Below are 20083 nucleotides of genomic sequence, written 5' to 3'. Positions count from 1 at the left end.
TCGGTGCCCCGTGACGGGGCCCTCGCGTCAGCCGGTGAAGATCTCGACGGCCGTCCAGATCGCCAGGCCGAGCATGCACACGCCGCCGACCCGCTGGACCGTCTTGAGCGGTACGCGCTTGGCGATGAAGCGCCCGGCGAGCAGCGCCAGCGCCGATACGGACATCAGGGCCGCCGCGGACCCGATCGCGGTGGACCAGGCGCCGTTGCTCGCGGCCAGGTTGGCCGTGGTGATCTGGGTGAGGTCGCCCCATTCGCTGATGAACACCGCCATGAAGGCGGTCGAGTAGACGGGCCAGAAGCCGGTCACCGTTTTCGGGCCGTCCTCGTCGTCCTCGTCGCCCGCGTCGGCCCGGAGCAGCATGAACGCGCCGAACGCGAAGAGGGACGCCGAGACGAGCTTGACGATCCAGTCGGGCAGCAGCCCGAGGAGGCCGCCCGCTCCGACCGCGATGGCGACATGGACGATGAACGCGGACGACGTGCCGAACCAGACGTAGAGCGGGCGCATGCGCGTGCCCATGGCCAACGACGCGAACATCGTCTTGTCGGGGAGCTCCGCGAGGAAGATCAGCCCGAAAGCGGTGAGGATCGCCAGGGGGTCGAGATGCATTCCGGGTGGCTTTCTGTAAGAGCCGGGCCCCGGGGCCTTCCGCGAAGTGCCACTCGGGCTTTTCGGAGGACCACTCGGCCCGGCATGACGGCGGCACCCACAAAACGCGGGTGTGTCATACCTGACCGAAGGTCTCGCCCGTCCGTGACGATCCACGAACCCGGCCACCGGGAACCCGGGGGTTCCAGTGTGTCGACGACCGGTTTGCAGGGCTACTCCCCTTCGCAGCCATCAACATTACCGCACCCGGCATCGGGGAGCTCACCCGTTCGAGCCGGCAGCGGGCCCCGGTACGGTCCCGCGGTGATCATCCACGTTCCGATCGGGAGTCTGCCCGCATGAGCCGCCGCGACCGCAGGGCATGTGAGCCCCTCGCCCCTCGCCTCAGGCGACGGGCAGACCGTCCTCCAGCTCCGCCGTGCCCGCGCCCGAGTCCAGGACGTCCAGCGCCGCTTTCACCCGCAGCCCGAGTCCGACGGGCAGATGGCTGCCGAGCTCCGCCCGGCCGACCAGCTTCCACGACAGCAGCTCGTCCTCCTGAATGCGCACCGCCTTCAGCTGCTGCTCGTTGAGGATGCCGCCGTCGTAGACGTAGGCGACGATCGGTGGCCGCGCGGTGCCGCGCGCCCAGTCGACCGCGAGCAGCCGGCCCGGCTCCAGGTCGAGACCGATCTCCTCGGCCGACTCGCGCCGGGCCGCCTGCCGGGGGGTCTCGCCCTCGGCCGACTCGATCGTGCCGCCCGGCAGGGTCCAGTCGTCCCGGTAGTTCGGCTCGACGAGCAGCAGCCGGCCCCCCGCGTCGCGGAAGATGCAGGCCGCGCCCGCGAGCACTTTGGGGAGTCCGTCGATATACGTGGCGTAGTCATCGGTGGTCACGCGAGCAGCCTAAGGGCTGTCCGTCGGGCGGACGACGCTACTTCGCGGACACTCCTGGAGCCCGCCGGGCGCCGCGGGTCCAGGGCACGGACACCCATGGGCAGGGGGCGGGCGGTCCGGATAAGGTCGGGGCGGCGCGACTGCCTGTTCGAAAGCAAAGGGAATCAAGGTGACGGACGGAGCAGTGATGGAGACCGCACGCGTGCTCGTCGCGGCGGACAAGTTCAAGGGCTCGCTCACGGCCGTACAGGTCGCGGAGCGGGTCACGGCCGGGCTGCGGCGCATCGCCCCCGAGGTGCGGGTCGAGACCCTGCCCGTGGCGGACGGCGGCGACGGCACGGTGGCGGCGGCGGTGGCCGCCGGGTTCGAGCGCCGTGAGGCGCGGGTGACCGGGCCGCTGGGGGAGCCGGTGACGGCGGCGTACGCCCTGCGCGGCACCACGGCGGTGGTGGAGATGGCCGAGGCCTCGGGCCTCCAGCATCTGCCCGAGGGCGTGTTCGCCCCGCTCACCGCGACCACGTACGGCTCGGGCGAACTGCTGCTCGCCGCGCTCCAGGCGGGAGCCCGGACCCTGGTGTTCGGGGTCGGCGGCAGTGCGACCACGGACGGCGGAGCGGGCATGCTGGCCGCGCTCGGCGCACGGTTCCTGGACGCGGACGGCAAGCCGGTGGGCCCCGGCGGCGGCGGGCTCGCCGACCTCGCCACGGCCGATCTGTCCGGGCTCGACCCGCGGCTCGCCGGGATCGACCTGATCCTCGCGAGCGATGTCGACAACCCACTGACCGGGCCGAAGGGCGCGCCGGAGGTGTACGGGCGGCAGAAGGGCGCGACCGAGGAGGACATCGCGGTCCTCGACGCGGCGCTCGCCCACTACGCCTCGGTGCTGGGGCCGGACCATGCACGACTGCCCGGGGCCGGGGCGGCGGGCGGCATCGGGTACGGGGCGCTGGTCGCCCTCGGTGCGCGGTTCCGGCCGGGGATCGACGTGATGCTCGACGTGCTCGGCTTCGCTCCCGCACTGGCCCGCGCCACGCTGGTGATCACCGGTGAGGGCTCGCTCGACGAGCAGACCCTGCACGGCAAGGCCCCGGCGGGCGTCGCCGCGGCGGCCCGTGCGGCGGGCATCGAGGTCGTCGCGGTGTGCGGCCGCCTCGCGCTGGCGCCCGAGGCGCTCGGCCGGGCCGGGATCCGCCGTGCGTACGCGCTCACCGAGCTGGAGCCGGATCCGGCGGTGTGCATGGCCGAGGCGGGGCCGCTGCTGGAGCGGGCGGCGGAGTCCATCGCCCGGGACTTCCTGCGCTGACCTCCCCGCTCCTCAATCGCCGGTGGGGCTCGACATCAGCCTCACGGCGGGGACCGGCCACCGGACGGACACGCTCAGTGTGTCCGTCCGGCGACCGGTCGCGTCGGGGTCAGCTGGTGTACGCCTCCAGTTCGGAGAGCTGCGCCGCCGGCCACTCGGTGTTGCCGGTGAACGTCAGCCGCAGATAGCGGGCCGACGTGCCGGGCAGAGTGACGGTCGCCTTGTTGCCGCTGGACGGATCGAAGGTGTAACCCGCCGAAGCCTTCAGTGAGTTGAAGGTGTTGTTGTCGGTGCTGCCCGACACGCTCAGGGTCTGCGTGCGGGTGGACCAGGCGGCTGCCGGCGGCAGCTTCAGGACCACCCGCTTGACGGCCTTGGCCGCGCCGAGATCGACGGTGATCGTCTGCGGGAAGGCGTGGTTGGCGCTCTCCCAGTAGGTGTTCGCGTTTCCGTCCACCGCGTTGGACGCGCCGTACACGTCAGCGTGGCCCGATTCGGTCACCGGACGGCCCTGGGCGAGGTTGCCCGTGTCGGCCGGCGGGTCTGTGGGCGGGTCCGTCGGCGGGTCGGTGGGGGGATCGGTCGGCGGGTCGGTCGGACCGTTGCCGCCCTGCGGCACACCGCCGTTGGTCCATACCGGGGCCGGCCAGTTGCCGGTGCACGCGGGCGGGTCGGAGTACCAGCCGGAGTTGCCGGCGCCCCGGGTGATCTGGAAGCCGCTGCCGACGCAGTTGTGGATCGGGTTGGACTGCGCGATATGGGTGGCCACGACGTTGGTGAAGGTGGCCGTACCCGGCGACTGGATCTGGAGCGCGTAGGTACCGGCGCCGTCGATCTTGATGTTGTCGAAGTGCAGCCCGTTGGTCGCGCCCTCGATGAGGTGGATCGCGGCGTAGGAGCTGTCGAGTATCTCCGTGTCGGAGATGTTGATGGTGGCGTTGATGGGCTCGTTGAGCCCGCTGAACCAGATCGCGCCGACGCCGAATTGCCAGTTGTAGTCGTTGTTCCCGGTCCGGATCAGGGTGTTGCGGGCCGCTGTGGTGGTGCCCGATACCGCAGTGCCCTGACCGGAGTTGACCCCGGGGTAGCGGTTGGCGATGTGCAGCCCGCCGCCGTTGCTGATGGTGTCCGACATGACGTTGTCGGAGATCGTGATGTCCTTGCCGCCGTACGTCACGATGTTGTTGGCGAGGATCGGCAGGATCACTGTGTTGAACGTGAACTTGTTCTTCACGTTCGGGATGTTCTCCGCCCACATAGCCAGGCCGTCGTCGCCGGAGTTGCGGACGAAGGTGTTGGTGACGGTGGAGTTGGTGACGCCGTAGTGGAAGTTCACGCCGTCGGCGGTCTGGTCCAGGATGCGGCTGTTCTTGATGGTGAGGTTGTCCATCGGACCGTCCATCCAGGCGCCGCACTTGGTGTGCTGCATCCAGATGTTGTCGACGGTGGAGTTCGACAGCGCACCGCCGATGGCGTTGACCTGGTCGTCGTCCACCCGCTCCTGGATGTCACCGATGATGGCGAAGTCCTTGAGCGTGACGTTGCTGCTCCCGCCGTCCTTGGCGTACTTGCCGTAGACACCGACGGCCTTGCTCCGGTTCGAGGGGTCGCGCCCGGTCAGCACGGAGTACCACGGGCCGGCGCCGCGCAGCGTCACCTTGTCCACGACGATGTGGTCGCGGACCTGGAAGGTGCCCTGCGGGATGTAGACCTCCTTGCCCTGTGCCTTGCCCGCGTCCACGGCCGCCTGGATCTTGGCGGTCGAGTCCGCGGCCCCGGTCGGGTCGGCGCCGAAGTCGGAGACGACGTCGAGTGCGCCCGACGGCTTGGCGGTCGGCGCGGCCACCTGCTCGAAGTCCGCCAGGTCGATGGTGAACGACGGTGACGCGGAGGTGGAGGAGACCTGCAGCCGGACCTTCGTACCGGCGGCGAGGGTCGACCCGAACATGGTCCGGGCCTCGTCGTAGAAGTGGTGCGGATTGGTGTCGCCCGGGTTGTTGTTGAAGGGGTAACCGCCGTAGTACCAGCCGTACTTCGAGGTGACCGGCACCGCCTTCGGCGATGCGCCGTTCACCAGCACGTCGATCGAGGCGTCCCGGCCCGATCCCGCGGCGTTGTCCGGCAGCGAGTACCGGAAGGACATCGCGTTGGCCGGTGCGGTGAGCGTGAACTCCACGTACTCGCCGACGGCGTCCAGTGTCACGGCCTGCCGGCCCGAGGCCTCGGACGGCAGCGTGCCGTACAGCCGGTTCGGGCCGATCAGCGTGCCGTTGGTGGCCGCGTACTCGGCTTCCTGCTCCTTGAACGGAACGGTCGCACCGCGGCCGGGAACCGCCACGGGGGAGGGGGCGGGTACCCCTGCCGCCTGGGCGGCCGGGGCGCTGGACATGACCACGGCGGCAGCGGTGCCGAACGCGGCGAGTGCCAGCGAGAGGGAGGCGGATATGGAGCGTCTGAGCAGCTTGCGTCTGGGAGGTGGGGTCACGTATCAGTCGTCCTTGCGGCTCGTGGGGGCTCTTCGGACGCCCCACAGGCTAGGAGCAGTACCGCAAGGAAGTCCATGCTGCTGCGCAAGATTTCGCTTGAGTTACTCAAATCTGTGACTCAAGCATGCGAAGAATGCGGGATCTGAGGTGCCTGATGGCTCGGCGAGGGGTAAGTCCTGTCCGTGGCGGCCTCGGGTGGCGTGCAAAATATTTGCATTCGTGCGTAAAAAACGACTGGCACTGGAGGGTGAGGGCCGGCGGTCGTGGCGGAAACCATGGGGCACGGCAATCACCCGAACGGGGGACCTCGATGTTCCCCGGACCTGACTAGCATTTCCCTCCCGCAGGCGCTGATGGGCGTACAGCGGGGCGGGGGAGTCGGTCCATGCAGGTACCGGAGTCGGTGGTCTACGCGATGGTGCTGGCGCTCGTGGTCCTGTCGCCCCTCATCGGCTTCGGCCGGGCCAAGTGGCTGACCGTGGCGTGCCTGATGAACATCGGTGAGTACCGGGTGTTCGTGGCGAGTGATCCGTCACGATGGCGGTGGCCGTCACCGCGTTGCTCGGAGCGCTCCTGCTGCTCGCGGAGATGACCGCTCCGAGGCGGGTGTCGGGGGCCTTGTGGCTGGTCGGCGGCGTGCTGGTCGCGGCGGCCTTCTCCCGGCAGTCGGACATCGCCGCGGGGATCGTGCACGCGAGGCCCTGGGTAGCGATCTCGACGGTGGTGGCCGCGGCCGTGCTGGCGGTCCGGGCGCGGCGGGCGAGACTGATCGCGCACGATCCGTCCGAGGGGCTGCGGGGCATTGATGGGACAGTCCCCGTTCACCCTGCTCCAGGTCCTACGCCACCTCGTATCCGCAGGCCCCCGAGATCTACCTTGAGTCGGCGTGGCTGATGAAGCCGGACGGCAGCTTCGTCCGGCCCGTCCGGGACAGCGCCGGGATCCACATCAGGGCGGCGGACACCGATGTGCTGGAACCCCTCTCCCCGCCTGCCACCGCGCCGCCCGCCACCCCTCCGCCGGCCGTCCCGGCCGCCCGGACCGGGCCTGCCGTGCGCCCCGGGCCCGACCGGCCCGCTCACCCGTCCCGATGGGCCTCGTCGAGATCCTGGAGCCGCCCGAGCTGCTCGTACCGCATCCTCACGGCCCGGATGAGGGTGCAGACATGGACGAGGTGGGAGCCGTGTCCCACGCTCTGGCGGGTGGCGGTACGGAAGTCGTCCACGGCCAGGTCCAGGACCGCCAGATCGTACGATACGGCGTAGCTCGGCAGCCGCTCCTCGGTGGAAGCCGCGTGTTCGTTCGCCGACAACGGGTCGTTCTCCGGGTTGGCGCGTTGCTCCGCCGTGATCAGCTGGAGGCGTGCGAAGCCCACGAGGCCGGCCACCATCGCCGAGACGTAGGTCGACGGCCCGTACCAGGCGGGGGTGGAGCCGGGGAAGAACCAGACGCCCTTCTCCACCATCTGCGACACGACGAATCCGAAGACGCCCCAGGGAGTGCGTCCGCCCATGACGCCGACGAACCGGTCACCGGCGCAGAGGAAGAACAGCATCGTCAATGTGCCGAGCACGCCGATCGCCAGTGGCCGGTCCGACATCCGCTGAATACCCCTCTTCCGGTCCCGCCGCGTCACGGGCGGTGCCTTCGCGCCGGCACCGTACCGCCGGGCCAGGCGTGAAAGTGGAGAGGTTTCCGTATGAGGGACGTGCCCGTGGCATGTATGAGTGATGTGCTCCCACGGCATAAGGAATGCCGGCCGAGTGCCCGGAACGGCAGACTGGCAACGGTGGCGATGGCGCCGGTGATGGAATCGAACGGAGAATATCTGCGACTGCCTTGGGTATGCGCCCTTCGACAAACAGCCCCCGCTAAGGGCTGCCCGGTCAATAGCCCTCGCTCAAGGCGTGCCGGGTCAATAGCACAGGCTTAGGGACCGTCCGGCGGATCGGGGACCGGACCGCTCGTTCATGTCATTCGGGGGCAGCCCGGGCAGCATGTGGACTGACCGGGCGCCTGTTCGGTGAACGTCTTCCCGGGACATGCGAGAGGGCCCGGATGCTGGGGAGCATCCGGGCCCTCTCGCATGACGTGCGTGAGCCGTTACGGCAGCTGCGCCGCCCTCGCCTCGCGCCGGTTGTCGCGGAAGGTGTTCACCCGGCGGGCGGTCGCGAACAGCGGGATGACCGCCCCCAGGACGACCTGGAGCGCACAGCCGGTCTGGAGCAGCAGCTGACCGCCCGGGGCGTCGAACGCCCATGCGGCCAGCAGCCCCATCGCGGCCACGATCCAGCCGAGCATCGCCACCGCGAGGACACCCCGCGGTTTGGGGTACTCGACCCGGCTGACCATCAGCCAGGCCACTCCGACGATCGCGAGCAGCGTCGGCACGAAGGGCAGCTCCAGGAGCACGATCGAGATGACCGTGAGCGCTCCGAAGGGGCTCGGCATGCCCTGGAACATGCCGTCCTTCAAGGTCACACAGGAGAATCTCGCAAGCCTGAGCACCACCGCCAGCAGCACGACGATCGCCGCGAGGGCCGAGACCCGCTGGTGTGCGTCGTCCGCGACCATGCCGTAGACGAGGACGAAGTACGCCGGGGCGAGCCCGAAGCTGACGAGGTCCGAGAGGTTGTCCAGCTCGGCACCCATCGGCGAGGAGCGCAGCTTGCGGGCCACGAGTCCGTCGAACAGGTCGAAGATCGCGGCCATGAGCATCAGGATGACAGCGGTGGCCGCGGAGTGCCGGGCCATGCCGCTCTCGTCGCTGCCCGTGAGGTGCGGGATGAGGATGCCCGTGGTGGTGAAGTACACCGCCATGAAACCGCACGTGGCGTTACCGAGAGTGAGGGTGTCCGCTATCGACAGCCGCATCGAGAGCGGCATGTCCTCGGTGTCGTCCTCGGCATCCGCCTCGGGCACCCAGCCCGCCTGTGTCTCGGGATCAATCACGGTCAATTCGAGTCACCCCCGCGGTGGTGGCCTGGCCGACCTCGACCGCGACATCGATACCTTCCGGAAGGTAGATGTCGACTCGGGAGCCGAACCGGATCAGGCCGATCCGCTCGCCCTGGTCCACCTTCGTGCCCTGCGGGACGTACGGGACGATACGACGGGCGACTGCACCCGCGATCTGCACCATCTCGATGTCACCGAGCTCGGTGTCGAAGTGCCAGACAACGCGCTCGTTGTTCTCGCTCTCCTTGTTGAACGCCGGAACGAAGCCACCGGGGATGTGCTCGACCGATGTCACCGTACCGGCCAGTGGCGCGCGGTTGACGTGGACGTTCAGCGGGCTCATGAAGATCGCGACGCGGGTGCGCCCGTCCTTCCACGGCATGATGCTCTGCACCACGCCGTCGGCCGGTGAGATGACGCGGCCCTGGGTGATCTCGCGCTCGGGGTCGCGGAAGAACCACAGCATGCCCGCCGCGAGCGCGGTGGTGGGCACGGCCACGGCCGCCCAGCGTCCGGACCTGCGGGCCCGGGACAGGCTGAGTGCGGCGGTGGCGACGGTCGGGAGGAGCCACGGCGAAGCTCCGCGTGCAAGGCGGACCCCGCCGCGTGGTGCAGAGGTATGGCTGTCGGGCATGGATGACCTTCGTAGCGGATGATGCCGCGCTGGCAACGGGGGACGGCGGCTTTTCCGGCGATGTTATCGGTTGCTGACCGCAACTGGGCAAGCCAGCAGCCGAGTCGGACGTCTGGAAGGCACCGGGTGAGGATGACAGGGTGTGATCTTCTTCGCGGTTAAATCACCGCGAATGGGGCGATCAACCCTGGAACCGGTACTCCTCGAGGAGTCGGCGCCCGATGATCATTTTCTGGATCTCGGCGGTACCTTCGCCGATCAGCAGCATCGGGGCCTCCCGGTAGAGGCGCTCGATCTCGTACTCCTTGGAGAAGCCGTAACCGCCGTGGATCCGGAAGGCGTCCTCGACGACTTCCTTGCAGTACTCGGAGGCGAGGTACTTCGCCATCCCTGCCTCCAGGTCGTTTCGTTCCCCGGAGTCCTTTTTGCGCGCTGCATTTACCATCATCGCATGAGCGGCCTCTACCTTGGTGGCCATTTCGGCCAGCTTGAACTGGATCGCCTGGTGCTGGGCGATCGGTTTTCCGAAGGTATGGCGCTGCTGTGCGTAGGAAACGCCCAGCTCGAATGCACGCTGCGCGACGCCGCAGCCACGGGCAGCGACATTTACCCGGCCGACCTCCACTCCGTCCATCATTTGGTAAAACCCCCGGCCGGTGGCGCCGCCGAGTACGCGATTGGCCGGAATGTGTAGCCCGTCCATGATGAGTTCGGTCGTGTCGACGCCCTTGTAACCCATCTTGTCGATCTTCCCGGGGATCGTGAGGCCGGGCCGGACCTCGCCGAATCCGGGCTCCTTCTCCACCAGGAACGTCGTCATCGACTTGTGCGGCGGCGTGCCCTCGGGGTGGCCCTCGTCACTCCGGCACAGAACGGCGACGAGATTGGACGTACCGCCGTTCGTCAGCCACATCTTCTGGCCGTTCAGGACGTACTCGTCGCCCTCCCGCACGCCCTTGGAGGTGATCGCCGCGACGTCGGAGCCCAGGGCCGGCTCGGACATCGAGAAGGCGCCGCGCACCTCGCCCAGCGCCATCCGGGGCAGGAACGTGTCCTTCTGCTCCTGCGTGCCGTGCTGCTTGAGCATGTAGGCCACGATGAAGTGCGTGTTGATGATCCCGGACACGCTCATCCAGCCGCGGGCGATCTCCTCCACGCACAGGGCGTACGTGAGCAGGGACTCACCCAGCCCGCCGTATTCCTCGGGAATCATCAGCCCGAAAAGTCCGAGTTCCTTGAGACCCTCGACGATTTCGGTCGGGTACTCGTCGCGGTGCTCCAGCTGCGTCGCGACCGGAATGATCTCCTTGTCGACGAAATCGCGGACCGTGGAGAGAATTTCCTGCTGGACATCGTTGAGGCCGGCGGTCTGGGCGAGTCGGGCCATGGCTACTTCTCCACGTTCTTCTGCGAAGGCTGCTTCGGCTCCGGGCGGCCGGGCTGTTCTCCGCCCCGCTCCTTGATGTACGTCTCCGTGGGGACCATCACCTTGCGACGGAATACGCAGACCACTGTGCCGTCCTGCTTGTATCCCCTGGTCTCCACATAAACGATTCCGCGGTCGCTCCTGGACTTCGACGGAGTCTTGTCCAGGACCGTCGTCTCGCCGTAGAGAGTGTCGCCGTGGAACGTCGGTGCGACATGCTTCAGCGACTCGACCTCCAGGTTGGCGATCGCCTTTCCGGAGACGTCCGGCACCGACATGCCGAGCAGCAGGGAGTAGATGTAGTTGCCGACGACAACGTTCTTTCCGAAATCGGTCGTCTTCTCCGCGTAGTTGCCGTCCATGTGCAGCGGGTGATGATTCATGGTCAACAGACAGAAGAGGTGGTCGTCGTATTCGGTGACGGTCTTTCCGGGCCAGTGCTTGTAGACGGCACCGATCTCGAATTCCTCGTATGTGCGTCCGAACTGCATTTCAGGCCTCCGGAGCTTCGAACCTGGAGGTGCGTTCCATGCCCGCCGCGCGGCCCTTGCCCGCGATGACCAGGGCCATCTTGCGGCTGGCCTCGTCGATCATCTCGTCGCCGAGCATCGCCGAGCCCTTCTTGCCGCCCTCCTCGGAGGTGCACCAGTCGTAGGCGTCGAGGATCAGCTCGGCGTGGTCGTAGTCCTCCTGCGAGGGCGAGAACACCTCGTTCGCCGCGTCGACCTGGCCGGGGTGCAGCACCCACTTGCCGTCGAAGCCGAGGGCCGCCGCACGGCCCGCCACCTCGCGGTACGCGTCCACGTCGCGGATCTGCAGGAACGGACCGTCGATCGCCTGGAGGTCGTGGGTGCGGGCCGCCATCAGAATGCGCATCAGGATGTAGTGGTACGCGTCCGCGCCGTACCCGGGCGGCTGCTGGCCGACGACCAGGGTCTTCATGTTGATCGACGCCATGAAGTCGGCGGGGCCGAAGATCAGGGTCTCCAGACGGGGCGAGGCGGCGGCGATGTCGTCGATGTTCACCAGGCCCTTGGCGTTCTCGATCTGCGCCTCGATGCCGATCCTCCCGACCTCGAAGCCCATCGTCTTCTCGATCTGGGTGAGCAGCAGGTCCAGGGCGACGACCTGCTGGGCGTCCTGGACCTTGGGCAGCATGATGCAGTCGAGATTGGGACCCGCGCCCTCGACGACCGTGATGACGTCGCGGTACGTCCAGTGCGTCGTCCAGTCGTTGACCCGCACGACCCGGGTCTTGCCCGTCCAGTCGCCCTTGTTCAGCGCGTCGACGATGTGGTGCCGGGCGCCCTCCTTGGCGAGCGGCGCGCAGGCGTCCTCCAGGTCCAGGAAGACCTGATCGGCCGGGAGGCCCTGGGCCTTCTCCAGGAAGCGGGGGTTCGAGCCGGGCACGGCCAGACAGGAACGACGGGGACGCAGCCGGTTCGAGGGGTGCGCGGCGGAGCCGCCCGGGTTCGGGGTGGTGGCGGGCGACGGGTCGGGCGTGGTCATGCGGGGACCTCCAGAGGGTCGAGCTCGTTCGCTTTCCGGATCTCGTCGACGATACGGCCGATGATCTCCGTGATGCCGAAGTCCTTCGGGGTGAATACGGCGGCGACACCGGCCTTGATCAGCGCCTCGGCGTCGGCGGGGGGAATGATCCCGCCGACGATCACCGGGATGTCGTCCGCGCCGGTCCGGCGGAGCCGGGTCAGCACGTCGGGCACCAGCTCGGCGTGCGAGCCGGACAGGATCGACAGGCCGACGCAGTGCACGTCCTCGGCGACGGCGGCCGAGACGATCTGTTCGGGCGTGAGGCGGATGCCCTGGTAGACGACCTCGAAACCGGCGTCCCGCGCGCGTACCGCGATCTGCTCGGCGCCGTTGGAGTGCCCGTCCAGGCCGGGCTTGCCGACGAGCAGCCGCAGCCGGCCCGCGCCCAGGTCCGCGGCGGTCCGGGCGACCTTCTCGCGTACCAGGGCCAGCGGGGTGCCCTCCTCGGCCGTCACCGCGACCGGGGCGGACGACACTCCGGTCGGTGCGCGGAACTCGCCGAAGACATCGCGCAGTGCCCAGGACCACTCGCCCGTGGTGACGCCCGCGCGGGCGCACTCGACGGTGGCCTCCATCATGTTCTCGGTCCCCGCGGCGGCCTTCTTCAGGACGGCCAGCGCCTCGGTGGCGCGGGCCTCGTCGCGGTTGTCGCGCCACTCGTGGAGCGCGGCGACGACCTTGGCCTCGATCGAAGGGTCGACCGTCATGATCGCGGCGTCCAGGTCGGCGGTGAGCGGATTGGGCTCGGTGCTCTCGTAGATGTTGACGCCGACGATCTTCTCGTCGCCGCCCTCGATCCGGGCCCGCCGGGCGGCGTGCGAGGAGACCAGCTCGGACTTGAGGTAGCCGGATTCAACGGCCGCCATGGCGCCGCCCATCCGCTGGATCCGGTCGATCTCCGCGAGCGAGTCGCTGACCAGCTCGTCCACCTTGGCCTCGATGACATGGGACCCGGCGAAGATGTCCTCGTACTCCAGCAGGTCGCTCTCGTGGGCGAGCACCTGCTGGATGCGGAGCGACCACTGCTGGTCCCAGGGGCGCGGCAGCCCCAGCGCCTCGTTCCAGGCGGGCAGCTGCACCGCGCGGGCGCGGGCGTCCTTGGAGAGGGTGACGGCCAGCATCTCCAGCACGATCCGCTGGACGTTGTTCTCCGGCTGGGCCTCGGTCAGGCCGAGCGAGTTGACCTGGACGCCGTAGCGGAAGCGGCGCTGCTTGGTATCGGTGATGCCGTAGCGCTCCCGGGTGATCCGGTCCCAGATGCGGCCGAAGGCGCGCATCTTGCACATCTCCTCGATGAACCGGACGCCCGCGTTCACGAAGAAGGAGATCCGGGCGACCACGGCGCCGAACTTCTCCTCGGGCACCTGCCCGGAGTCGCGCACCGCGTCGAGGACCGCGATGGCCGTCGACATGGCGTACGCGATCTCCTGGACCGGGGTGGCCCCCGCCTCCTGGAGGTGATAGCTGCAGATGTTGATCGGGTTCCACTTGGGGATGCGGTTGACCGTGTACGTGATCATGTCGGTGGTCAGCCGCAGGGAGGGGCCGGGCGGGAAGACGTGCGTCCCGCGCGAGAGGTACTCCTTGACGATGTCGTTCTGCGTAGTGCCCTGGAGCTTGTCCGCGTCCGCTCCCTGCTCCTCCGCGACCACCTGGTAGAGCGCCAGCAGCCACATCGCGGTGGCGTTGATCGTCATCGAGGTGTTCATCTGCTCCAGCGGGATGTCCTGGAACAGCCGGCGCATGTCGCCGAGGTGCGAGACGGGCACGCCGACCCGGCCGACCTCGCCGCGGGCGAGGATGTGGTCGGGGTCGTACCCCGTCTGGGTCGGCAGGTCGAAGGCGACCGACAGGCCCGTCTGGCCCTTGGCGAGGTTGCGCCGGTAGAGCTCGTTGGACGCCTCGGCGGTCGAGTGGCCCGCGTACGTCCGCATGAGCCAGGGGCGGTCCTTCTGGCGGCCCGTCATGTCAGACACTCCGGAAGCGGTTGATGGCGTCGATGTGCTGCTCGCGCAGCTCCTCGTCGCGCACGCCCAGCCCCTCGCGCGGTGCCAGCGCCAGGACGCCGACCTTGCCCTGGTGGAGGTTGCGGTGCACGTCGTACGCGGCCTGGCCGGTGTCCTCCAGGGAGTAGACCTTCGACAGCGTCGGGTGGATCTTCCCCTTGGCGACCAGGCGGTTGGCCTCCCACGCCTCGCGGTAGTTGGCGAAGTGCGAGCCCACGATCTTCTTCAGCGACATCCACAGGTAGCGGTTGTCGTACTCGTGGGTGTAGCCGGAGGTCGAGGCGCAGGTGACGATCGTGCCGCCCTTGCGGGTCACGTACACACTCGCGCCGAACGTCTCGCGGCCCGGGTGCTCGAAGACGATGTCGACGTCCTCGCCGCCGGTCAGTTCACGGATGCGCTTGCCGAACCGCTTCCACTCGCGCGGGTCCTGGTTGTGCTCGTCCTTCCAGAACTTGTAGCCCTCGGCGTTGCGGTCGATGATCGCCCCGGCGCCCATCTTCCGGCAGAGCTCGGCCTTCTGGTCGCTGGAGACGACGCAGACGGGGTTGGCGCCGCCGGCCAGCGCGAACTGCGTCGCGTAGGAGCCCAGCCCGCCGCTCGCGCCCCAGATCAGCACGTTGTCGCCCTGCTTCATGCCCGCGCCGTTGCGCGAGACGAGCTGGCGGTACGCGGTGGAGTTGACCAGCCCGGGGGCCGCGGCCTCCTCCCAGCTGAGGTGGTCCGGCTTCGGCATCAGCTGGTTCGACTTCACCAGGGCGACCTCGGCCAGCCCGCCGAAGTTGGTCTCGAAGCCCCAGATGCGCTGCTCGGGGTCGAGCATCGTGTCGTTGTGGCCGTCCGAGGACTCCAGTTCGACCGACAGGCAGTGCGCGACGACCTCGTCACCGGGCTTCCAGGCGTTGACGCCGGGGCCGGTGCGCAGGACGACGCCCGCCAGGTCGGAGCCGATGACGTGGTACGGCAGGTCGTGGCGCCGGGTGAGCTCGCTGAGCTTTCCGTAGCGCTCCAGGAAGCCGAAGGTGGCCATCGGCTCGAAGATCGAGGTCCAGACGGAGTTGTAGTTCACCGAGCTGGCCATGACGGCGACCAGCGCCTCGCCGGGGCCGAGCTCGGGCACCGGCACCTCGTCGAGGTGCAGCGACTTACGGGGGTCCTTGTCACGGGTGTCGAGCCCGGCGAACATCTCCGTCTCGTCCTTGTGCACGGTCACCGCGCGGTACGACTCGGGGACGGGCAGCGCCGCGAAGTCCGCGGCCGTGCTGTCCTGCGATTGGATCGCGTCCAGGATTTCCTTCACGGTGTGCCTCCGATGGAGCTGCGTTTGAGGGAACGCTTGAGGGTCCTGCGAAGCAGGGGAGCGGTGGTGCGTGGAGGTGTGCCGTCGGTTCGGCTGGTGATGCTTCGGCTGCTTGCTCTGTGGAGCGGAAGGGTTTGCCTGTGACGCAGGCGTCCGGGCACGCAGGCACCTGGCTTGCGGGGACAGCCGGCGTACGTGAGGTCTCAGCACGCCGGCCGCCCGGACGACTTCAACGTATGGCACTCTGTGACAGCTGACAAGGCACTCGGTGCCAGTAATTTCCCTCAATTGTCATCCGGGTGCCACGCATGAGCAACACGAGGGGCGTTTTGGTGCGTTGTGCCCCGACGCGGAGGCGGCAGGTGCCGAGGCGGCGAGTGGGGAGGGTCAAGACGTGGGGCGGTAGACGTACGGGGTCGTCGTGCCCAGGGCCGTGAATCCGAGCCGTTGCAGAATCGGGCGGCTCTGCTCGGTCGCGTCGACCTGGAGGTACCGGAATCCGCGCTCCGCGGCGATCCCGGCCCGGAAGGCGATCAGCGCCCGGTAGACGCCCCTGCCGCGCCACGCCTCCACCGTGCCGCCGCCCCACAGCCCGGCGAAGCCGGTGCCTGGGTACAGCTCCATCCGGGCCGAGCTCACCGGCTCCTCGCCCGCCATGGCCAGCACCCCCACGAAGTGGTCCGGGTCCTCCTCCAGCCGGGCCAGCACCTGGTGCCGCAGCCGGGTCCAGTCCGAGCCGAAGGCCTGCTCATGGGCCAGGGCCATCAGCTCCACATCGGCCTCGTCCCGCACGGTGCGCAGCCGGACGCCGTCGGGGAGCACGACCTCGGTGGGAAGGTCCGGGACCGGCGCGACCAGCAGGGTCTCCGGGTCCTCCGCCTCGAAACCGGCCGCCAGCAGCCTGGCCCCGAGATCGGCCGGGCGGTCGTGCGCGTACAGCTTCCACTCGAACTCGTCGTACCCGCGCTCCACGCAGTGGGCCACCTGCGCGGCGATCGCCGCGTCGGCCCGTGCGGCGTCCAGGTCCGGGGACGACCAGACGACCCCGTTCCAGTCATGGGCCGCGCCGGACTGCCGTACGACGTCGCCGGTGCGCTCGACGCGGACGCCGGGGCCGTCGGGGCGGGCGTGCTCGCGCATCTCCCGGTCGAAGACGGCCAGCAGGGATGCGGGGTCGTGCGGAGGGGTTTCGTTCATCCGCTCACCACAGCAGCAGGGCAGGGCGACGGCAACCGGATTCCGCACCGGGTGCGCGCGGGCGTACGGGCCGCTCAGCGCTCCTTGAGCGCCTGCTGGATCGTGCGCATCACTTCGTCCAGCGGCGCGTCCGTGCGCGCCACGGCGACCAGGACCTCGCCCTCGGCGCTCACCGAGGCGGCCGGCGCCTTCGCCGGCTCGCTCCCGGCGGTCCTGCCCGCACCGATCCCGGTGCCGAAGGTGTCGCGGACGATGGCGAACGCGTGGTCCAGCTGCGCCTCCACATCGCCCTGGCCGTCCACCCGCAGCCACCGGCGCAGCACATGGTTGTGCGCGGTGACCACGGCGGACGCCGCCACCTCCGCCAGCAGCGGGTCGTCGTTGCCGACATGGTGGTCGCGCTCGTCGAAGTGGCCCAGCAGATAGCGCGTGAACAGCCGCTCGTAGCGGGCCACCGAGGCGATCTCGGCCTCCCGCAGGGTGGGCACCTCGCGGGTCAGCTTGTAGCGGGCCACGGAGACCGCGGGCTTCGCCGCGTACATCTTCATGACTTCCTTGATGCCCCGGCAGACCGTGTCGAGCGGGTGCTCGTGCGCCGGAGCGGCGTTCAGGACCGCCTCGGCGCGTACGAGGGTGTCGTCGTGGTCCGGGAAGATGGCCTCTTCCTTGGAACGGAAGTGCCGGAAGAAGGTCCGCCGGGCGACGCCCGCGGCGCCCGCGATCTCGTCGACCGTCGTCGCCTCGTACCCCTTCGTGGCGAAGAGCTCCATCGCCGCGGCGGCCAGTTCACGGCGCATTTTGAGCCGTTGGGCGGCGGCACGCGTGCCCGCGGCACTTTCCGGGGCGTCGGGCGCGGCGGACACACGGGGGGACCTGGCGGGCTGGGACATGGTGTGAACGTACTGCATCGGTGCTGGGGAGCGCTCCTGCGGGGGCGGGCCGCCCGGAGGACCGAGCAGCCCGCCCCAACCGGCTCCCGGCCCGGAGGACCGGGCCCCCTCAGCGGCGGGCATACTCGCGGAAGCCGCGCCCCGTCTTGCGGCCGAGGCAGCCGGCCGCCACCAGATGCTCCAGCAGCGGCGCCGGGGCGAGACCCGGGTCGCGGAACTCGCTGTGCAGCACCTTCTCGATGGCGAGTGAGACATCGAGGCCGACGACGTCCAGGAGCTCGAAGGGCCCCATCGGGTAGCCGCCGCCCAGCTTCATCGCGGCGTCGATGTCGTCGAGGGTCGCGTAGTGCTCCTCGACCATCTTGATCGCGTTGTTGAGGTACGGGAACAGCAGCGCGTTCACGATGAACCCGGCCCGGTCCCCGCAGTCCACCGGGTGCTTGCGCACCTTCACACAGACCTCGCGGACCGTGGCGTGCACCTCGTCGGCGGTCAGGACCGTGCGGACCACCTCGACCAGCTTCATGGCGGGCGCCGGGTTGAAGAAGTGCATCCCGATGACGTCCTCCGGCCGGGCGGTGGCACGGGCGACCGACACCACCGGCAGCGAGGACGTGGTGGTGGCGAGCACCGCGCCCGGCCTGCACACCTTGTCCAGGGTGGCGAACAGCTGCTGCTTGACCAGCAGGTCCTCGGCCACGGCCTCGACGGCGAGGTCGACCTCGGCGAAGGAGTCCAGCGAACCGGCCGCGGTGATCCGGGCCAGGGTCTCGTCCCGGTCCCCGGCCGTCAGCCGCCCCTTGGTGACCGAACGTTCCAGCGACTTCGCGATCCGGCCCCTGGCGGTCTCCGCCTTCTCCTGGCTGCGCGCGGCGAGCACCACGTCGTACCCGGCCTTCGCGAAGACCTCGGCGATCCCCGAAGCCATCGTCCCGGAGCCCGCGACCCCCACCGAGCGCACGGTGCGCCCGGTCCCCGCCGCGCTGTCCCGCGCGGGCGTCAGCGCGTCCGGGACCACGTCCTGGCTGCCCGGCCCCGCGTAGGTGTAGAAGCCGCGGCCCGTCTTGCGGCCGGTCAGCCCGGCCTCGCTGAGCTGGCCGAGGATCGGCGCGGGGGCGTGCAGCCGGTCGTGCGAGGCGCAGTACATCGCCTCCAGGACGGTACGGGCGGTGTCGATGCCGATGAGGTCCAGCAGGGCGAGCGGGCCCATCGGCAGACCGCAGCCCAGCCTCATCGCCGCGTCGATGTCCTCGCGGGAGGCGTAGTTCGCCTCGTACATCGCCGCGGCCTGGTTGAGGTAGCCGAACAGCAGCCCGTCGGCCACGAACCCCGGCCGGTCCCCGACCGCGACCGGCTCCTTGCCCAGCAGGCGGGCGAGCTCCGTGACCGCCGCGACGGCAGGCGGCGCGGTGAGCACGGACGAGACCACTTCGACCAGCTTCATCACGGGCGCCGGGTTGAAGAAGTGCAGGCCGAGCACCCGCTCCGGGTGCCGGGACTCGGCGGCGAGCCGGGTCACCGACAGGGCGTTGGTGCCCGTCGCGAGGATCGCGGTGGGGGAGACGACCGCGTCGAGATCCCGGAAGACCTGCTGCTTGATCTCGTACGTCTCGGGCACGACCTCGATGACCAGCTCCGCGTCCGCGGCGGCCTGGAGGTCGGAGAAGGTACGGAACCGGGCGAGGACGTCGCGCCGCTCCTCCTCGGTGATCCGCTCGCGCCGCACGGCGCGTGCGGTGGACGCCTCCAGGCTGGCGACCGCCTGGCGGGCGGCCGCGTCATTGATGTCGATTCCGATGACCTCGCGGCCGGATCGGGCGAGGACCTCGGCGATGCCGGTGCCCATCGTGCCGAGGCCGACGACGGCGATGATGCTGAGCGGGGTGTCCATCACGGGACTCCAGGGATGAGTGACGACTGAGGGACGCACGGCGCGCGGCCGATGAGAGGGGCCGAGGGTGCGCGGCGTACGGGAGTTGTCTGTCGTGGTGCTCACGTCCGGGCGTACGGGGTACGCCGGGACCGGGAAGGAGCGGCGGACTCTGTCCCGGAGTCACGCCTCGCACAGCTGCCGAACCGACATTCACTCCGGGTGGCTGCGTCACCAGGCCACCGGAGCCGGCGGGGGAGTGTCCCGCTCACATGAGGTTAACCGGCGAGTAACGAGCGCGCCAGCCCCGGGTTGTTGTGCGCCCCCTCACATTCACCACCCTCCTCGGCACGCTGCGTGTTCACCGATACGCTGACGGTCATGGACGAGGAGCTGCGGTCGCTGACCCACCGGCTGGCCGACGAGGCGGGGGAGTCGGCGGCCTACCGCCGGCTCCTGGTCACCGATGACGACGAGGAGCTGGCGCAGGTCCTCATCGAGCGCGAACGCCCGCTGTGGGCCCGCGAGATCGCGGCGTTCCGGCTGGGCTGCGGCGGGGACCGGCGGGCCTTCGAGACCCTGGTGCTGCTGCTCAACCACCGCGACGCGGAGCGCTGCGCCGGCGCCGCCCACGCCCTGGCCCGCCTCGGTGACCCGCGCACCCCGCGCGCCGCAGCCGCACTCGCCACCAACTCCCTGCGCACCGCCTACGCGCTGTACCCGGTCCGGCTGCTCAGCGAACTGCGCGCCCCGGAGTCCGTACCGGCCCTGGTGAGCACCCTGCGCAGGCTGCTCGGGCCGGACGAACCGCACTGGCGGGTGGCGCTGGCCTGCGTCGAGGGGCTGGGGCGGCTCGGCGACGCACGGGCCCGCCCGGTGCTGGAGGCGGCCCTGCCGCACCCGCGACTGGGCGGCGCGGCGGGGGAGGCGCTCGGCAGGCTGCCGGCGTTCTGAGGGGCGCGGCGGTGTGCGGT

17 protein-coding genes and 1 pseudogene are annotated in these 20083 nt (G+C 69.6%); 4 read left to right on the top strand and 14 right to left on the bottom strand.

The annotated features are described in order from the left end of the window. Positions 1-27: 27 nt before the first annotated feature. A complete protein-coding gene (locus AB0I52_RS12450) occupies positions 28-612 on the bottom strand; it encodes a TMEM165/GDT1 family protein (protein ID WP_363071621.1) in 585 nt (194 codons plus the stop codon). A 384-nt stretch (positions 613-996) separates the two neighbouring features. Beyond that, the gene (locus tag AB0I52_RS12445) at positions 997-1488 is read right to left on the bottom strand and encodes an NUDIX hydrolase (protein WP_363071619.1); all 492 of its coding nucleotides are present in this window, start codon (positions 1486-1488) and stop codon (positions 997-999) included. Between the two features lie 187 nt (positions 1489-1675). On the opposite strand from AB0I52_RS12445, the gene AB0I52_RS12440 reads away from it, so the two are divergent. Further along, entirely contained in the window at positions 1676-2791 is a 1116-nt protein-coding gene (locus AB0I52_RS12440) for a glycerate kinase (RefSeq protein ID WP_363071617.1), read from the top strand. Between the two features lie 109 nt (positions 2792-2900). On the opposite strand, the gene AB0I52_RS12435 is transcribed toward AB0I52_RS12440, so the two are convergent. Continuing rightward, positions 2901-5276, bottom strand: a complete 2376-nt coding sequence (locus tag AB0I52_RS12435; protein ID WP_363071615.1) for a discoidin domain-containing protein — start codon at positions 5274-5276, stop codon at positions 2901-2903. Between the two features lie 386 nt (positions 5277-5662). On the opposite strand from AB0I52_RS12435, the gene AB0I52_RS12430 reads away from it, so the two are divergent. After that, on the top strand, positions 5663-5869 hold the full coding sequence (locus tag AB0I52_RS12430; protein WP_363071613.1) for a hypothetical protein: 207 nt from the start codon (positions 5663-5665) through the stop codon (positions 5867-5869). Positions 5870-6119: 250 nt separating this feature from the next. Next, a pseudogene (locus tag AB0I52_RS12425) lies at positions 6120-6257 on the top strand (DUF6338 family protein); the annotation flags it as partial. A gap of 98 nt (positions 6258-6355) precedes the next feature. On the opposite strand, the gene AB0I52_RS12420 reads toward AB0I52_RS12425, so the two are convergent. The 11 genes from AB0I52_RS12420 to AB0I52_RS12370 all read right to left on the bottom strand — a co-directional run bounded on the left by AB0I52_RS12420 (position 6356) and on the right by AB0I52_RS12370 (position 19130). After that, positions 6356-6877, bottom strand: coding sequence for a hypothetical protein (locus AB0I52_RS12420; RefSeq protein WP_363071611.1), 522 nt, complete (start codon positions 6875-6877; stop codon positions 6356-6358). 503 nt (positions 6878-7380) lie between these two features. Continuing rightward, positions 7381-8199 (bottom strand): CDP-diacylglycerol--serine O-phosphatidyltransferase, encoded by an 819-nt coding sequence (gene pssA, locus AB0I52_RS12415; protein WP_363071780.1) that lies wholly within the window; start codon positions 8197-8199, stop codon positions 7381-7383. A 22-nt stretch (positions 8200-8221) separates the two neighbouring features. Next, complete coding sequence (locus AB0I52_RS12410; protein WP_024489890.1) at positions 8222-8869, bottom strand: phosphatidylserine decarboxylase; 648 nt, start codon at positions 8867-8869, stop codon at positions 8222-8224. A 181-nt stretch (positions 8870-9050) separates the two neighbouring features. Further along, the gene (locus tag AB0I52_RS12405; protein ID WP_363071609.1) at positions 9051-10256 is read right to left on the bottom strand and encodes an acyl-CoA dehydrogenase family protein; all 1206 of its coding nucleotides are present in this window, start codon (positions 10254-10256) and stop codon (positions 9051-9053) included. Positions 10257-10258: 2 nt separating this feature from the next. Next, on the bottom strand, positions 10259-10786 hold the full coding sequence (locus AB0I52_RS12400; protein WP_363071607.1) for a MaoC family dehydratase: 528 nt from the start codon (positions 10784-10786) through the stop codon (positions 10259-10261). 1 nt (position 10787) lies between these two features. Continuing rightward, positions 10788-11804, bottom strand: coding sequence for a CoA ester lyase (locus AB0I52_RS12395; RefSeq protein ID WP_363071605.1), 1017 nt, complete (start codon positions 11802-11804; stop codon positions 10788-10790). Continuing rightward, positions 11801-13813, bottom strand: coding sequence for a protein meaA (locus tag AB0I52_RS12390; protein ID WP_363071603.1), 2013 nt, complete (start codon positions 13811-13813; stop codon positions 11801-11803). The genes AB0I52_RS12395 and AB0I52_RS12390 overlap by 4 nt, the downstream gene beginning before the upstream one ends. Before the next feature lies 1 nt (position 13814). Beyond that, complete coding sequence (gene ccrA, locus AB0I52_RS12385) at positions 13815-15152, bottom strand: crotonyl-CoA carboxylase/reductase (protein WP_363071601.1); 1338 nt, start codon at positions 15150-15152, stop codon at positions 13815-13817. Positions 15153-15539: 387 nt separating this feature from the next. Then, the gene (locus AB0I52_RS12380) at positions 15540-16349 is read right to left on the bottom strand and encodes a GNAT family N-acetyltransferase (protein ID WP_363071599.1); all 810 of its coding nucleotides are present in this window, start codon (positions 16347-16349) and stop codon (positions 15540-15542) included. Between the two features lie 74 nt (positions 16350-16423). Beyond that, positions 16424-17239 (bottom strand): TetR family transcriptional regulator, encoded by an 816-nt coding sequence (locus AB0I52_RS12375; RefSeq protein WP_363071597.1) that lies wholly within the window; start codon positions 17237-17239, stop codon positions 16424-16426. Positions 17240-17348: 109 nt separating this feature from the next. Next, positions 17349-19130, bottom strand: coding sequence for a 3-hydroxybutyryl-CoA dehydrogenase (locus AB0I52_RS12370; protein WP_363071595.1), 1782 nt, complete (start codon positions 19128-19130; stop codon positions 17349-17351). Positions 19131-19490: 360 nt separating this feature from the next. On the opposite strand from AB0I52_RS12370, the gene AB0I52_RS12365 reads away from it, so the two are divergent. Further along, positions 19491-20063, top strand: a complete 573-nt coding sequence (locus AB0I52_RS12365; protein ID WP_363071593.1) for an adenylosuccinate lyase — start codon at positions 19491-19493, stop codon at positions 20061-20063. Positions 20064-20083 lie beyond the last annotated feature (20 nt).

The sequence above is a fragment of the Streptomyces sp. NPDC050423 genome, from assembly GCF_040655445.1.
In the GTDB taxonomy this organism is placed as follows: Bacteria; Actinomycetota; Actinomycetes; order Streptomycetales; family Streptomycetaceae; genus Streptomyces.
Note: the sequence above shows the minus strand (reverse complement) of the source record. Positions and strands in the feature narration are given on the sequence as shown.